Below are 14546 nucleotides of genomic sequence, written 5' to 3' on the forward strand. Positions count from 1 at the left end.
TATTCATGTCACGCCGGCTCAGTTGGTAAGCGCAAAAGTTTCCAGCTTGGAAGCATTGTCGCCATTGACCAGAACGCAGTCCATCAGCTGCTTTTCCTTCTCGGGCGACTTCTTGTTCTTGATGAAGTCGTTGGCCTGCTCGACCGCCATCTGCGCCTGCGCATAGGCCGGCTGCAGCACGGTTGCCTTGATGCCGCCCGCGGTGATCGAATCGCGCACGTCGTTGGATCCGTCGAAACCGACGACGATGACGTCCTTGCGGTTCGCCGCAACCAGCGCCGCATACGCGCCCATGGCCATCGTGTCGTTGCCGGAGATGACGCCCTTGATATCCGGGTTGGCCTGCAGGATCGATTCCATCTTGGAATAGGCTTCCGTCTGGCTCCAGTTGGCCGATTGCTGGGCGACCATCTTCAGGTCCGGATAGTCGTCGATGACGTCATGATAGCCCTTCGAGCGAATGCCGGCATTGGTATCGGATTCCTTGCCGACCAGCTCGACGAAATTGCCCTTCTCGCCCATCAGCTTGACGAACTCCTGCGCGCCGAGCTGGGCGCCCTGGTAGTTGTTGGAGACGATCTGAGCCACGGCGACGCCGGTGGCGTTGATCTCGCGATCGATCAGGAACGACGGCACGCCTGCGTCCTTGGCCTTCTGCACGGCAGCGACGGTGGCGTCGGCGCCGGCATTGTCGAGGATGATCGCCTTGGCGCCGCGACCGATCGCCGTATCGATCAATTCGGATTGCTTGTTGGCGTCGTCGTCATGGACGAGCACAAGCGCTTCGTAGCCGAGTTCCTTGGCCTTGGCTTCGGCGCCGACGGCTTCCGCCTTGAAGAACGGATTGTCATGCGAGGGCGTGATGATGGCAATGAGGTCGGCCGCATAGGCGGGCGCCGCCGTGCCAAGCGCCAGCATGCCGGCGAACGCCGCAAGTGTCATTCTGCGTGTGAGTTTCATGATGTCCTCCCGTTTGAAAAATTGCCTTGATCAATCAAGGCCCATGCATTCGAATTCGTCGCGCAGCGCGGGCCGCTGATCGGTTCGGGCTGAAATGCCGTTGCCGGCTTCCCACCTGACGGATCGTTGCGCCCCCCGCCGTCCCTCCACTCGTCCAGGCTTCGTACTTCCCGCGAACCCTTGCCCAAGCCATCAACAGCTAAGCCAACTGGTATGATGAGTCAATCACTAATCGAGGTGACATGTGCCCACTGAGCAAAAACAGTTGGGTGTCATGGCGGGTGTGTCGAGCCACCGAGGCACTCCGGCAAGCGCCCGACTCGGCCTTTCTCAGGTAATGCGCCGAATGCTCGCGGCGATCTCTTCCGGCTCGAACACCCGCTTCCAGTCGTCGCGCATCAGCACCGGCTTGCCGAATTCGATCGCCTTGTTGCAGGCATCCGAGAATACGCCCTTGGTCTCGCCGAAAATCACGGCGCCGAGCACGTTCATGTGGCCGAGCAGGAAGTCGAGCGCCGCCTGTTGGTCGACGCCTCGCGCGACGACCTCGTCGACGGCTTCCTTCATGACGACAAGCAGTGACGCGCACACCGTCTCCGATAGACCGGGCTCCAGCAGCGCCATCTGTTCGACGGTGACACGGTGCGAGCGCATGACCGGCGCCCAGATGATTTTCGCGACCGCCTCGCCCTTGGCGTAGTCCGCTTCCGGCCCCTGCATCAGCGCGCTGACCATATGCTGCTTGGCCTTGACGCCGCCAAAATAATCCTTCTTGGCCGCCATGTCGGTCTCGTCGTTGAAGATCGGCGGATGACAGGGATGGGTGACGAAATAGGTCAGGTCCGGCCGGTTGGGCAGATGGCCGGCGAAGGGTGCGGCCGCATCGAGCACTATCACCATTGTGCCTGGCGCCAGTTTGCTCTCGATATCAGCCGCCACCTTGCCGATATGCGTGTCGGGAACGGCCAGGATGACGATATCCGCCCCGTCGAGCGCCGCATCGGCACTGACCGCGTCGAAGCCCAGTCCGGTCTTCAGCCGCTCGCGGCCGGCCTCGCTGACCTCGACATGGCGTACCGTGTAGGGCGATCCGCGAAAATTGGTCGATAGGCGGTACCCCATTTTGCCGCCGGCACCGAGTAGCGCAATCGTCGTCATCTATCCCTACTCCCGCTTTAAACGACGGCCGCGCCGATCGTCATGTTATTAACTGGTATAATCACCTTACCACGAATTAAGGAGTTGAACAGGGCTTTGATGAGGCCATGCGGTCGTCTGTTTGGCATTCCGCTCGCCGTGGCGGGCCTATAGCTGCCTGGGTCCCTGGTCTTCCCAGCCCGAAAACTATCCCTGCGCTGCGACTCCTGGTAGCGCCTTCAGGATCCAGTCACGCGCCGGCGTCCTTCTTCAACCAAATGAAACCGGTAGTGATCGCGTATGAACTCGTTGAAAAATTGCGCTTTCGAGAAGGCGGCCCGGAACGCCGCATAGGTCTCGGGCTCGACCTCCTCGTAGTCGTAGCGGGCTCCGCTCGGGACGAACCAGACCGAGAGGATTTTCGTCGACGGGTCGTAGTGGGTATTGCGGATGGCAGTGGACGGCATGTCGAAAATCCCGCTTCGTCCCCAAATCTTCTCCAAATCCTGCTTCGAACATGCGTAATGCCGCAACGATGCGGAGGTTCCGACAGGGAGGCGCACCACAACGCCGAAAATCTTGCCCGGGTGGCGAGGCTTCCTATCTCTCCGTCAGATGGCACAGACGAAATCCAGCACAACAGCATATGCCAGCCAGGGCGATCTCTTCGGCGCGGCCGACACGCTGCCGGAAGGATTTTCTTACCGGCCTAGCCTGATCACAACGGACGAAGAGGCGGAACTGGTCCGTCACCTCAATGAACTGTCCTTCAAGCCGTTCGATTTCCACGGCCACCTTGCCAACCGGCAGGTCGCCGGCTTCGGCTGGCGCTACGACTACGACCGGCGCCAGGTCGTCGAAGCGCCGCCCATCCCGAAATTCCTGCTGCCGCTTCGCGACAAGGTCGCGGATTTTGCCGGCAGGCAGGCCACGGAATTCGCGCAAGTGCTCATCAACGAGTATCGGCCGGGCGCGGGCATAGGTTGGCATCGCGACAAGCCGCATTTCGATCTCGTCGCCGGCGTCTCCCTGCTGGCGCCCTGCAGCTTTCGGCTGCGCCGAAAAAACGGCTCGAAATGGGATCGCAAGACGATCGAGGTTCAGCCGAGATCTGTCTATCTCATTGACGGCCCGGCGCGCCACGAGTGGGAGCACAGCATTCCTCCGGTCGCCGGGCACCGCTATTCGATCACGCTGCGCACTCTGAAATAGGCCACACTCCAAGCCACGCAGCAGCCGCTCTGGAAGACCGAGCGCAGTTGTGCTTCGATCGCACATGAGCGTGGATCGCAGCAGAGTTTTGGTTACCCGCGCAGCGCTCTTCCTGTGGGCATGCCTGTCCTGCGTTCTGGCTCTGCAGTGGCTCGTCGACCTTGGCATGGTCGGCTTTCCCGACGGATACATAACGCCCTATGCCCGAGCAACGAGCACGCTGTTGCATGTCCTTGTCTGGGCATGCCTGGCTCAAAGTCTCTACTTCGCTTGCCGAGCCTTGTTTGGCAAACGCTTCGAGCCTGCTCCTCTCTTCCTGCAAATCCTGATCGCCGCCGCACTGACTGTCGTGCCGGCATTCATCGTAAAACACTGTCCGCGGTCTCAGGTATGCAGCAACATCTATGAAGCGCTCACCAATACGATGATGGACGACGGCACCGGCGGATGACGTTGTGTCTCCAGTAACTGACGAGAGTTAGAACTTTGGCGTCGCGCCGCGCGGTGGCGGTAAAACCTGGAGGAACCATGCGAAAGATTCTGGCATCGATGCTGCTGTTCGCGGCAGCGCTATCTGCAAACCCCGCTCGGGCGCTGGACAGTACCAGCCCGCCGGTTGTCGTCACACCGCTTGCCGATCGCAGCCAGACGGCGTCCGGCCAGCCGATCGTGCTGCCGCAGAAAAATGTCCAGGTGCTGGTTTCAACCTATGACATTGCGGTCGGCGCCACTCTGCCGGTGCACAAGCACCCGTTTGCCCGCTACGCCTATGTCGAGGCCGGGACACTCAAAGTGACGAATGTCGAGACCGGCAACAGCAACACCTACAAGACGGGCGATTTCATCATCGAGATGATCGGCCAATGGCACCAGGCCACCAACATCGGCGACGCCCCGGTCAAGCTGCTGGTCATCGACCAGGTCGAACAAGGCGCCAAGAACACGGTGCTGCAGAAACAATAGATCTCTCGCTACGGACCTAGGCAGGGTTGCCGGGCTGGCCCAAGCAGCGACTGGCTGTTCCGGCTTCCCCGCCAACCGAGCCGATGCTAGGGCTGGCCGTCATGCAATCATGAAGGATCGCCCCTTGGCCGGAAATGCTCGCCCCCTGATCGAAATCTGCGTCGAAGGCATCGATGGACTGCTGGCTGCGCAGGCCGCCGGCGCCGACCGGGTCGAGCTCTGCGCCAGCCTGGTCGAAGGCGGCATCACGCCCAGCCTCGGCACGGTGCGCGCCGCACTCGAGAGCGCGACCATTCCCTTCCATGTCATCGTGCGGCCGCGCGGCGGCGATTTCCTCTACAGCGAGGCCGAATACAGCTCGATGCTCGCCGATGTCGCAGCGCTTCGTGACCTCGGCGTCGCCGGCGTCGTTGTCGGTTGCCTCGATGCCGACGGCACCATCGATGAAACCCGCATGGGCGCGCTGGTCGATGCCGCCGGTCCGCTCGCCGTTACCTGCCACCGCGCCTTCGACATGACGCGCGACCCGGCCGAGGCGCTGGAAGCGCTAATCCGCTGCAAGGTCGGCCGCGTGCTGACCAGCGGCCAGAGGGACACCGCGGTGGAAGGCGCCGGCCTGTTGGCGGATCTCGTCCGCCAGGCCGACGGCCGCATCATCATCCTCGGCTGCGGCGCGCTGGACCCCGAAAACATCGCCGGGGTGCTGGCATCAACCGGGCTGACGGAACTGCATTTCGCCGCGCTCAAGGACGTACCGAGCGCCATGGCCTACCGCAACCCGCAAGTCGGCATGGGCGGCACCGATCTCGACCGCGAGTATCGCACCACAGTCACCGATGGGGCGCTGGTTGCCGCGACGATTGCGGCGGCCAGAGCATGATGAGCGAAGCCGTGAGTGGGCCGTCGCCGATCAGCCGTGTCTCGCCTCAGGACGAAGCGGCCATCCTCGCACTCAACAACGAGCACGCCGCCGAACTGTCATGGCTCGAGCCCGAACGGCTGTCCTTCCTTCTTGGCGAAGCGTTTTACGTCAGGCGCATCGGCGCGCTCGAAGCCTTCATCATGACCTTCGACCAGGATGCGCGCTACGACAGCCCGAATTTCCTCTGGTTCCGCGAGCGCTATCCACGCTTCGTCTATGTCGACCGCGTCGTCGTCGCGGCGCAAGCGCGCGGCCGCGGCCATGCCCGCCGGCTCTACGAGGATCTGTTCGGGGAAGTCGCACGCGCGGGCCACAGCATCGTCACGTGCGAGGTGAATGCCGAACCGCCCAATCCGGCTTCGGACGCCTTCCATGCCGCGCTTGGCTTCGCCGAGGTCGGCGACGCGGTGATCCATGGCGGCAAGAAGACCGTGCGCTACTACCTCAGGCAGATTGCGGGCTGACGCATCGCTGGCTGATGATCGGCAAGCAGATCGCCACGGCAGCATAAGATTAGGAGTCCGTAGCCCTCACCAATTCCGGTTCAGCCAGGCCCGCGCGGGCTTCTCGACCAGATAGTAGCTGCATAATGCACAGGCGAAGACAGCCGCCAGCATCGGGATCGGTGCACTGCCCTGCTCGGCGACGAATTTGTAGAAGGGCTGTTGCCAGAGATAGAGCGAGTACGACCATAGCCCGATCATCACCATCGGCCTGGATGAAAGCAGGCCGGTAAGATGCCAGTTGCTGGTGTCCAGCGTATTGACGGCAAGCGCCAGCAACGGCACCGCCAGTAGGTAATGGATCGGCGTCGGCACCGGATCGAGGAACAGCAATATAGCCGCCGCCGCCGACACGAGGCTGACATAGGGGCTCGTCAGGAATGCCGGCAGCCGGTCATCGTGCTTGAGCAGGCAGATCGATGCCGACAGCAGGATCGAGGCGATATGCACATCGGTGCGCCAATAGCTGTGCTCGTAATCCATGCCGAGTGCCCAGTACGAAATGGCGCCATTGGCCATCGCCAGCAGCGACAGCGTCACCAGCAGCCGAACGACATTACCCCGCCCGGTCACCACCACGCTGATCAGCGCCAGGATGATGTAGGCATGCTCTTCCACGCATAGCGGCCAGATGTGGTCGAGCGCGCCGGCGCGGGTGATGAGAATTCCGGCATAGTTGTAGGTGAATGTCAGCGCCGTCAGCGCCGCCTTCCATTTGAAGCCGATAAAGGTGCCGGAGAGCCCGATCATGGCTGATGTCACGAACACCAGCAGCGCGGGATAGATGCGCGAAAAGCGGCGCTTGAAGAATTTTTTCAGCGGAAAGCGTTCGATGAACAGTATCTCGCCCATCAGCCGGCCTGAGAGCACGAAGAAGAACTCGACGCCGAGCACGCCGAGATTGATCCCGGGAACGGGGAAGAAATGGCCGATCAGCACCAGTGCGATCGAAAGCCCGCGCCAACCATCGAGATAGGCCAGTCTTGCTCTGGCTGCTTTGTCGGCTGTGGCCCGCGGCAGGGCAACAGACGCTGCGGAGATGTCGGCCATGCCGATCCTCTACGACGCAAGATCTTGGCGCAGCTCACACCGCCGCGCGCAGAATCCACCCCGTGTTCCGCCAAGCTATACATATTGCGGTGCAATATCAGATTGTGCAAGTGCGAGAATGGGGCTGGGCAGTCCCTTGGGAAGTATGCGCCTGTTCTTGCACGGGAATTTCCTGAAACAACGGATTTGCGCGTGGCAGCGAACCCGCAAGGACTGGGCAGTTACAGCCCGCCACAGACGAACAAAGGGGCCGCGATGGCCCCTTTCCTTGTCAGTAGCTTTATGATGTCAGGCGTTGGCTGCCGCCACCGCGCGCTTGGCCATCACGGCGATCAAATTGGCACGGTATTCGGCCGAAGCGTGGAGGTCGGTCATCAAATTCTTCGCCGGCACTTTCACGCCGTCGAGCGCCGATGCGGCAAAATTCTTCGCCAGTGCTGCTTCGATCTCCTTCGAGCGGAACACACCGTCATCGCCGGCGCCGGTAACGGCAACGCTGACCCCGTCCTTGCCCTTTGCCACGAACACGCCGACGATCGCATAGCGCGAGGCCGGGTTGCGGAATTTTTCGTAAGCAGCCTTGGCCGGCGCGGTAAAACTCACCGCGGTGATGATCTCGCCTTCTTTCAGCGCCGTTTCGAACAGGCCGGTGAAGAATTTCGCGGCTGAAATCTCGCGCTTGTTGGTGACGATGGTGGCGCCCAGCGCCAAGAGCGCCGCCGGATAATCGGCGGCTGGGTCGTTGTTGGCGACCGAGCCGCCGATCGTGCCCTTGTGGCGCACCGCCGGATCGCCAATCAGCGACGCAAGGTGGGCAAGCGCCGGACAGGCCTTCCGCAGCTTCTCGTCATTGGCGACGTCGTAATGGGTTGTGGCGGCGCCGATGGTGACGGTCTTGCCCGACACCTTGACGCCTTGCAGCTCCTTGATCCGCGACAGGTCGATCAGGTCGGACGGTGCGGCGAGCCGCGTCTTCATCGCCGGGATCAGCGTCATGCCGCCTGACAAAAGCCTGGCGTCGCCGCTCTTCACCAGCTTGGCGGCGTCGGCGACCGAGGCGGCGCGGTGGTAGTTGACTGCGTACATGGGATCCTCCCCTGAAGTGGTTAGGCAGTAGTGAGTAGTGAGTAGGGAATAGGGACGCTGTCATCTCCGGTAATGCCCATTCCCTACTCACTACTCCCTACTCACTCATTTCTTCGCCCTAATCGCCGCCCACACCGTTGACGGCGAGGCTGGCATGGCGATGTCCACAATCCCCAAAGCGTCGGTGATGGCGTTGATGACCGCCGGCGGCGAGCCGATGGCGCCGGCCTCGCCACAGCCCTTGATGCCGAGCGGATTGCTCGGACACGGCGTGTTCGAGGTCGACACCTTGAATGACGGCAGGTCGTCCGCGCGCGGCATGGTGTAGTCCATGTAGCTCGCCGTTAGCAGCTGCCCGCTATCGTCATAGTGCGCGCCTTCCAGCAGCGCCTGGCCGATGCCCTGGGCGATGCCGCCATGCACCTGACCCTCGACGATCATCGGGTTGATGATGTTGCCGAAATCGTCCGCCGCGACGAACTGGACGATCTCGGTCGTGCCGGTTTCCGGATCGATCTCGACCTCGCAGATGTAGCAGCCCGCCGGGAAAGTGAAGTTCGCCGGATCGTAGAAGGCTGTTTCCTTCAGTCCCGGCTCCATGCCTGCCGGCAGATTGTGAGCGGTGTAGGCGGCAAGCGCCACCTGGAACCAGGGCAGGCTCTTGTCGGTGCCGGCAACCTTGACCTCGCCATTCTCGATGACGATGTCGCCCTCGTCGGCCTCGAGCAGATGGGCGGCGATTTTCTTGGCCTTGGCCTCGACCTTGTCGAGCGCCTTGGCAATTGCCGACATGCCGACCGCGCCCGAGCGCGAGCCGTAGGTGCCCATGCCCATCTGCACCTTGTCGGTGTCGCCATGGACGATCGACACCGAGTCGAGCGGCACGCCGAAGCGCTGGGTGACCAGTTGCGCGAAGGTCGTCTCATGGCCCTGGCCGTGGCTGTGCGAGCCGGTCAGCACCTCGATCGTGCCGACGGCATTGACCCGCACCTCGGCCGATTCCCACAGACCGACGCCGGCGCCGAGCGAACCGACCGCCGCCGACGGCGCGATGCCGCAGGCCTCGATATAGCAGCTCATGCCGATGCCGCGCAGCCTGCCCTGGCTGGCGGCCGCCGCTTTGCGCTTGGCGAAGCCGGCATAGTCGGACGCCTGTGTCGCCGCATCGAGTGAAGCTCCATAGTCGCCGGCGTCATAGTTCATGATGACCGGCGTCTGATGCGGAAACTCGGTGATGAAATTGGCGCGCCGAAGCTCCGCCGGAGACACGCCGAGTTCGCGTGCGGCGGTCTCCATTGTGCGTTCGAGCAAATAGGTCGCTTCCGGCCGCCCTGCCCCACGATAGGCATCGACGGGTGCCGTGTTGGTGTAGACGGTGCGCACATTGGCGTGGATCGTCGGGATGTTGTACTGGCCCGACAGCAGCGTCGCGTAGAGATAGGTCGGCACGCAAGACGAGAACAGCGACATGTAGGCGCCGAGATTGGCGATGGTGTCGACTTTGAAGCCGGTGATCTTGTTGTTCTTGTCGAACGCCATTTCGACCGTCGAGACATGGTCGCGGCCATGTGCGTCGGTGAGAAAGCTTTCGGTACGGTCGGCAACCCATTTGACCGGCACGCCGGTCTTCTTCGACGCCCACAGGCAGACGATCTCTTCGGGATAGATGTAGATCTTCGAGCCGAAGCCGCCGCCGACATCGGGCGCAATGACGCGCAGCTTGTTTTCCGGCGCGACATTGTAGAAGGCGCTCATCACTAGCCGCGCGACATGCGGGTTCTGCGACGTCGTCCAGCAGGTAAAATGGTCCTCGGCCTTGTCGTAATGGCCAAGCGCAGCGCGCGGCTCCATGGCGTTGGGAACCAGCCGGTTGTTGACGATCTTCATGCGGGTGACATGGGCCGCCGCCTGGATCGCCGCGTCGGTCGCCTTGGCATCGCCGATCTCCCAGTCGAAGATAAGATTGTCCTCGGCTTCGGCATGGACCTGCGGCGCACCTTTTTGCAGCGCCTTAGTGGCATCGACCACCGCCTTCAATTCCTTGTAGGTGATCTCGACCGCTTCGGCCGCGTCGCGGGCCTGGCCCTTGGTTTCCGCCACCACGATGACGACCGCGTCGCCGACATAGCGCACCTTGTCGACGGCCAGCGGCGACCACGCGCCCATCTTCATCGGCGAGCCGTCCTTGGAATGGATCATCCAGCCGCAGATCAGGTTGCCGATGCCGTCGGCCTTGAGCTCCTTGCCGGTCAAGACGCCGATGACGCCGGGCATCGCCTGCGCTCGTCTGACGTCGATCTTCTTGATCTGAGCATGCGCGTGCGGGCTGCGCACGAAAGCGGCATGCTTCATGCCGGAAACCACCATGTCGTCGACATAGCGGCCGGCGCCGGTGATGAAGCGTTTGTCTTCCTTGCGCACGACCCGAGCGCCGATGCCTTCAATGCCCATAGGAATTCCTCCGGAATAGCGAATAGTGAGTGGCGAATAGTGATTAGTGAGTAGGGAATTGTGCTCGGAGCGGTTCGGCTAAACCGACTACTCGCTACTCCCTATTCGCTACTCGCTTCTTTCTTACGCTGCCTGTTTCGCCCTGCCCTTCGGCACCTTCGCCATAGTCTGCGATGCGGCGAGGATCGCCTTGACGATGTTGTGGTAGCCGGTGCAGCGGCAGATGTTGCCTTCGAGCTCGGCGCGCACCGTCGCCTCATCGAGGCCTTCGGGATGGCGCGCGACCATGTCGGTCGCGGTCATGATCATGCCCGGCGTGCAGAAGCCACATTGCAGCCCATGATGTTCCTTGAACGCGGCCTGCATCGGATGCAGGTCGCCGCCATTGGCAAGCCCTTCGATCGTCACCACGGTCGACCCGGAGGCCTGCACGGCCAGCATCGAACAGGACTTCACCGCCTTGCCGTCGACATGCACGACGCAGGCGCCGCATTGAGAGGTGTCACAACCGACATGCGTTCCGGTGAGACCAAGATTTTCGCGCAGGAAATGAACCAGAAGCGTTCGGTCCTCGGCAGCGCCGCTGATCCGTTTTCCGTTCACGACAAACGAAACGTCCGACATGCATCCTCCCTGGGTATGACCTTGGTAGTCATGCTGCCGATGCGGCTTTGGCGCTCGGCCATGCGCTATTGGTACACTGCACAAAGCGCAAAAAACACACGGCGCTCATTGTACTTTCGGTCATGGAGAAAACGAAAATCATGGGCCTGTCCGCCCCATTGCCAAAGAGCGAATAGGGGGCAACAATGCCCTCGACGCCAGCGCGCCGAGAGACATAAAACGGGCGCGCGCAGGAAGCGTCGGAGGATATCGGGAGGAAGCCTCTGGCCAGTTCACGGACGAGCTATGCATCCGGTCTGTCGGCGCTCACCACCGACGAGCCCGACGCCGATGCATTCGCCCTGGCGGTCGCCGTCGAGGCCGCAGCCATCGATGCCGGCTTTGCCCTGCTGTTCTTCTCCCAGAGCCTGTTTGACGCGAGCGTCCTTTCGCAAGGGCTGAAGACCCACGCGCCGACGCTGGCCTACGCCGCCTGCTCGACCGCCGGCGAGATTACCCCCCAGGGCCTGGAGGAAGGCCATGTGCTGGCGCTGCTCTTTCCCTCCGCGTCGTTTTCGGCGGTCAGCACCATGGTCGACAATCTCTCCTCGTCGGGCATGGACAGGATCACTGATGAAGTCGAGGCCCTGCGGCGCCTACTGCGCGGGCGCCTCGGCTGTTGCCATACCAAAAGCACCTTCGCGCTCTGCTTCATCGACGGCCTGTCCTTTGCCGAGGAAGCGGTGACCTCGGCCATCCATTGGGGGCTGGACGACATCCCGCTGCTCGGCGGTTCGGCGGGCGACGACCTCAAATTCGAAACCACCAGTCTGATTTCGAACGGCAAGGTGGCGTCAGACAGCGCCATCATCGTGTTGATTGCTACCGAAATTCCCTTCCACGTCTTCAAGACCGACAATTTCATCCCCACCGACGAAAAGCTGGTGGTGACGGCATCCGACCCGGACCACCGCACCGTGCGCGAGTTCAACGCCACCAATGCGGCCGAGGAATATGCAGCCTCGGTCGGCATCGTTGCGCAGAACCTGACGCCGCTGAGCTTCGCCTCTCACCCCGTTGTGGTGAAGGTGGGCGGCGAATACTACTGCCGCTCGATCCAGAAGATGCATCCCGACGGCTCGCTGTCGTTCTTCTGCGCCATCGACGACGGCGTCGTGCTGTCCATCGCCCAGCCCAAGGACATGGTGGAATCGACGCGCGCCGCACTGCGCGACGTCGAGGAGCGGCTCGGCGGCATCGACATGATCCTCGGCTTCGATTGCGTGCTGCGCCGGCTCGACGCCCGCAACCGCCAGGTGTTCCGCGACATTTCGGAGCTTTACCGGGTCAACAATGTCATCGGCTTCGGCACCTATGGCGAACAGTATCGTTCGATGCACCTCAACCAGACTTTCACCGGCATCGCCTTCGGCGAATGCCAGGCGGCGGAATAGCCCATGCCGCTCAGGGACATCGACGACGTCGACAGGCTGAAGAAGATCAACGCCGCTCTGGTCAGCCGCGTCGAGCGCTCGATGGACCAGCAGGGCAATGCCTTCTCGCTGTTCCAGACTGCAATTTCACTGGAAAACCGGGTGCGCATGCGCACCGAGGAACTGCACTCGACCTTGCGCCGGCTGGAACAGTCGAACATCGACCTCAGCGCCGCCAAGGAAAACGCCGAGCTGGCGAACCTGTCCAAGACCAGGTTCCTGGCCGCCGCCAGCCATGACGTGCTGCAGCCGCTGAACGCCGCCCACCTCTCGGTCTCGGCACTGGCCGAAGTGCAGACCAGCGACGAGGGCAAGAAACTCGTCCGTCAGGTCGAGCGCTCGCTGGAGACGATGGAAGACCTGTTGCGCACGCTGCTCGACATTTCCAAGCTCGACGCCGGCGTGGTCCAGCCCGACATTGGCGACGTCAATCTGGAGACGTTGTTTTCGTCGCTGCGCTCGGATTTCAAGCCGGTTGCCAAGCTGAAGGGGCTGACACTTAAATTCCGCCCGGTCAGCGCCGTGGTGCGTTCGGACCGCACGCTTTTGCGCCGCATCCTGCAGAACATCCTGTCCAATGCGCTGCGCTATACCCGCTCGGGCGGCGTGCTGGTCGGCACCAGGCATCGCGGCGACACCATCCGCATCGATGTCGCCGACACCGGCTGCGGCATTCCCGACGACCAGCGCGAGGCGGTGTTCGAGGAATTCCATCGCGGCTCCGCCATTCCGGCCGATACCGGAATTTCCGGCGGCGGGCTGGGGCTGGGCCTTGCCATCGTGCGGCGCATGGCCGCCGCGCTCGGCCACCCCGTGACGTTTTCGTCGAAAGTCGGGCGCGGCACCATCTTCCACATCGATGTGCCGGTCGGCATCGGCGCCAGCGCCGACGCCATCGCCAGCCTTGCCGAGATGGAGCGGCCGCGCGGCTACGGCCTGTTCGGCACCAAGGTGCTGCTGGTCGAAAACGACGCCGATGTGTTGCAGGCGATGACCTTCCTGCTCGAGCGCTGGCAGTGCCTGGTGCGTGCCGCGACCTCGACCGAGGATGCGCTCAGCCTGCTCGGCGACACCGACTGGGTGCCCGACATCGTCATTGCCGACCAGCATCTCGACGACGGCGACCTCGGCACCGCAACAATAGCCGAAGTGCGCGATTATCTCGGCCGCGCCGTGCCGGCGCTGATCGTCACCGCCGACGGATCGGAGGCCGTCGCCAAAGCCGCCCGCGCCGCCGGCATCGAACTGATGCGCAAGCCGCTGAAACCGGCGCAGCTAAGGGCGCTGCTGGCGCATCTGCTGGCTTGAGCCCCATACCCTCCCCTTGATGGGGAGGGTCGGCGCGCAACGCCGGGGCGGGGTGCAGCGCCAAGGTCCCCCACCCCGCTCCGCTTCGCGGATCGACCCTCCCAACAAGGGGGAGGGTAAAGATCAAAACCCGGCCTGATCGCGAAACAGCTCCGCATTGTCGAGCTTCGACACCTCGATCACCGCTTGCGTGCGGCTGTAGACGTTGAGCTTGCGCAGGATCTCCGAGACATGCGCCTTGACCGTGGTCTCGCCGACCTGCAGCTCGTAGGCGATCTGCTTGTTGAGCAGGCCTTGGCGCAGCATCTGCAGCACGCGCAGCTGCTGCGGCGTCAGTTTGGCCAGCCGCTGCACCATGTCGGCGCGGTCGGCGCTGTCGGCGTCGGGCGGCTGTCCCTCATATGTCTCCGGCACATAGATCGCGCCCTCCATCACCGAGCGGATGGCGGCGGCGAGATCGCTCTTGCGCGCCGATTTCGGGATGAAGCCGGCTGCACCATAGGAAAGCGCCTCGGAGATGATCTTCGGCTCCTCATAGCCCGAGACGACGACCACCGGCAGCCGCGGATGGCGGGTCCTCAGCTGCAGCAACCCGTCAAAGCCATGCACATCGGGCATGTTGAGATCGAGCAGCGCCAGATCGAACGGTTTTATCCCACCCAGGAGATCGAGCGCTTCGGCAATCGAGCGCGCCTCCACCGTGTCGACTTCCGGGTACGCCATCTGCACGGCGCTGTGCAGCGCCTCGCGAAACAGCGGATGGTCGTCGATGATCAGAAACCGGGCGCGATCGTTGATTGCGGTCATGGTGTTCGTTTCAGTTCTCCGTGGGCACGATACTCCCGCTGGTATGGCCAG

At 62.7% G+C, this 14546-nt stretch carries 15 protein-coding genes; 7 read left to right on the plus strand and 8 right to left on the minus strand.

The features are described from left to right. Positions 1-18: 18 nt before the first annotated feature. The 3 genes from X750_RS159115 to X750_RS159105 all read right to left on the minus strand — a co-directional run bounded on the left by X750_RS159115 (position 19) and on the right by X750_RS159105 (position 2564). Positions 19-960: a D-ribose ABC transporter substrate-binding protein gene (locus X750_RS159115; RefSeq protein ID WP_023730740.1), complete on the minus strand. Its 942-nt coding sequence runs from the start codon at positions 958-960 to the stop codon at positions 19-21. 330 nt (positions 961-1290) lie between these two features. After that, positions 1291-2118 carry a phosphogluconate dehydrogenase C-terminal domain-containing protein gene (locus tag X750_RS159110; protein ID WP_023681705.1) on the minus strand — a complete coding sequence of 276 codons (828 nt, stop codon included), beginning with the start codon at positions 2116-2118 and terminating at the stop codon, positions 1291-1293. 218 nt (positions 2119-2336) lie between these two features. After that, positions 2337-2564 carry a KTSC domain-containing protein gene (locus X750_RS159105; RefSeq protein WP_023746793.1) on the minus strand — a complete coding sequence of 76 codons (228 nt, stop codon included), beginning with the start codon at positions 2562-2564 and terminating at the stop codon, positions 2337-2339. A gap of 148 nt (positions 2565-2712) precedes the next feature. Here X750_RS159105 and X750_RS159100 point away from each other — a divergent pair, with 148 nt between their 5' ends. The 5 genes from X750_RS159100 to X750_RS159080 all read left to right on the plus strand — a co-directional run bounded on the left by X750_RS159100 (position 2713) and on the right by X750_RS159080 (position 5658). Further along, the gene (locus X750_RS159100; RefSeq protein WP_023672616.1) at positions 2713-3309 is read left to right on the plus strand and encodes an alpha-ketoglutarate-dependent dioxygenase AlkB; all 597 of its coding nucleotides are present in this window, start codon (positions 2713-2715) and stop codon (positions 3307-3309) included. Between the two features lie 64 nt (positions 3310-3373). Then, positions 3374-3760: a hypothetical protein gene (locus X750_RS159095; RefSeq protein ID WP_023735278.1), complete on the plus strand. Its 387-nt coding sequence runs from the start codon at positions 3374-3376 to the stop codon at positions 3758-3760. 77 nt (positions 3761-3837) lie between these two features. Next, positions 3838-4272, plus strand: coding sequence for a cupin domain-containing protein (locus X750_RS159090; RefSeq protein WP_023735277.1), 435 nt, complete (start codon positions 3838-3840; stop codon positions 4270-4272). Between the two features lie 124 nt (positions 4273-4396). Beyond that, a complete protein-coding gene (locus X750_RS159085) occupies positions 4397-5152 on the plus strand; it encodes a copper homeostasis protein CutC (protein ID WP_023746794.1) in 756 nt (251 codons plus the stop codon). Next, positions 5152-5658, plus strand: a complete 507-nt coding sequence (locus X750_RS159080; protein ID WP_023746795.1) for a GNAT family N-acetyltransferase — start codon at positions 5152-5154, stop codon at positions 5656-5658. Before X750_RS159085 ends, X750_RS159080 begins: the two co-directional genes overlap by 1 nt. A gap of 66 nt (positions 5659-5724) precedes the next feature. On the opposite strand, the gene X750_RS159075 is transcribed toward X750_RS159080, so the two are convergent. The 4 genes from X750_RS159075 to X750_RS159060 all read right to left on the minus strand — a co-directional run bounded on the left by X750_RS159075 (position 5725) and on the right by X750_RS159060 (position 10908). Beyond that, the gene (locus X750_RS159075) at positions 5725-6747 is read right to left on the minus strand and encodes an acyltransferase (protein ID WP_023746796.1); all 1023 of its coding nucleotides are present in this window, start codon (positions 6745-6747) and stop codon (positions 5725-5727) included. A gap of 288 nt (positions 6748-7035) precedes the next feature. Next, entirely contained in the window at positions 7036-7833 is a 798-nt protein-coding gene (locus tag X750_RS159070; RefSeq protein WP_023672622.1) for a xanthine dehydrogenase family protein subunit M, read from the minus strand. Positions 7834-7938: 105 nt separating this feature from the next. After that, a complete protein-coding gene (locus tag X750_RS159065; RefSeq protein ID WP_023707866.1) occupies positions 7939-10284 on the minus strand; it encodes a xanthine dehydrogenase family protein molybdopterin-binding subunit in 2346 nt (781 codons plus the stop codon). Positions 10285-10407: 123 nt separating this feature from the next. Beyond that, positions 10408-10908, minus strand: a complete 501-nt coding sequence (locus X750_RS159060) for a (2Fe-2S)-binding protein (protein ID WP_023706035.1) — start codon at positions 10906-10908, stop codon at positions 10408-10410. Between the two features lie 341 nt (positions 10909-11249). On the opposite strand from X750_RS159060, the gene X750_RS159055 reads away from it, so the two are divergent. Both X750_RS159055 and X750_RS159050 read left to right on the plus strand, forming a co-directional pair. Next, the gene (locus X750_RS159055; protein WP_245271815.1) at positions 11250-12341 is read left to right on the plus strand and encodes an FIST signal transduction protein; all 1092 of its coding nucleotides are present in this window, start codon (positions 11250-11252) and stop codon (positions 12339-12341) included. 3 nt (positions 12342-12344) lie between these two features. Next, positions 12345-13688: a hybrid sensor histidine kinase/response regulator gene (locus X750_RS159050; protein WP_023672626.1), complete on the plus strand. Its 1344-nt coding sequence runs from the start codon at positions 12345-12347 to the stop codon at positions 13686-13688. Between the two features lie 123 nt (positions 13689-13811). Here X750_RS159050 and X750_RS159045 read toward each other — a convergent pair whose 3' ends face one another. Beyond that, the gene (locus X750_RS159045) at positions 13812-14495 is read right to left on the minus strand and encodes a response regulator transcription factor (RefSeq protein ID WP_023672627.1); all 684 of its coding nucleotides are present in this window, start codon (positions 14493-14495) and stop codon (positions 13812-13814) included. Between the last annotated feature and the right edge of the window lie 51 nt (positions 14496-14546).

It is taken from the genome of Mesorhizobium sp. LNJC391B00 (assembly GCF_000502535.1).
Taxonomy (GTDB): domain Bacteria; phylum Pseudomonadota; class Alphaproteobacteria; order Rhizobiales; family Rhizobiaceae; genus Mesorhizobium.

Excerpts from the sequence above, each read along its gene's own strand:
- X750_RS159105 (WP_023746793.1), bottom strand. The coding sequence starts at position 2,564 with ATGCCGTCCACTGCCATCCGCAATACCCACTACGACCCGTCGACGAAA.
- X750_RS159045 (WP_023672627.1), bottom strand. The coding sequence starts at position 14,495 with ATGACCGCAATCAACGATCGCGCCCGGTTTCTGATCATCGACGACCAT.
- X750_RS159100 (WP_023672616.1), top strand. The coding sequence starts at position 2,713 with ATGGCACAGACGAAATCCAGCACAACAGCATATGCCAGCCAGGGCGAT.
- X750_RS159080 (WP_023746795.1), top strand. The coding sequence starts at position 5,152 with ATGAGCGAAGCCGTGAGTGGGCCGTCGCCGATCAGCCGTGTCTCGCCT.
- X750_RS159065 (WP_023707866.1), bottom strand. The coding sequence starts at position 10,284 with ATGGGCATTGAAGGCATCGGCGCTCGGGTCGTGCGCAAGGAAGACAAA.
- X750_RS159110 (WP_023681705.1), bottom strand. The coding sequence starts at position 2,118 with ATGACGACGATTGCGCTACTCGGTGCCGGCGGCAAAATGGGGTACCGC.
- X750_RS159060 (WP_023706035.1), bottom strand. The coding sequence starts at position 10,908 with ATGTCGGACGTTTCGTTTGTCGTGAACGGAAAACGGATCAGCGGCGCT.
- X750_RS159050 (WP_023672626.1), top strand. The coding sequence starts at position 12,345 with ATGCCGCTCAGGGACATCGACGACGTCGACAGGCTGAAGAAGATCAAC.
- X750_RS159075 (WP_023746796.1), bottom strand. The coding sequence starts at position 6,747 with ATGGCCGACATCTCCGCAGCGTCTGTTGCCCTGCCGCGGGCCACAGCC.
- X750_RS159070 (WP_023672622.1), bottom strand. The coding sequence starts at position 7,833 with ATGTACGCAGTCAACTACCACCGCGCCGCCTCGGTCGCCGACGCCGCC.
- X750_RS159095 (WP_023735278.1), top strand. The coding sequence starts at position 3,374 with ATGAGCGTGGATCGCAGCAGAGTTTTGGTTACCCGCGCAGCGCTCTTC.
- X750_RS159090 (WP_023735277.1), top strand. The coding sequence starts at position 3,838 with ATGCGAAAGATTCTGGCATCGATGCTGCTGTTCGCGGCAGCGCTATCT.
- X750_RS159115 (WP_023730740.1), bottom strand. The coding sequence starts at position 960 with ATGAAACTCACACGCAGAATGACACTTGCGGCGTTCGCCGGCATGCTG.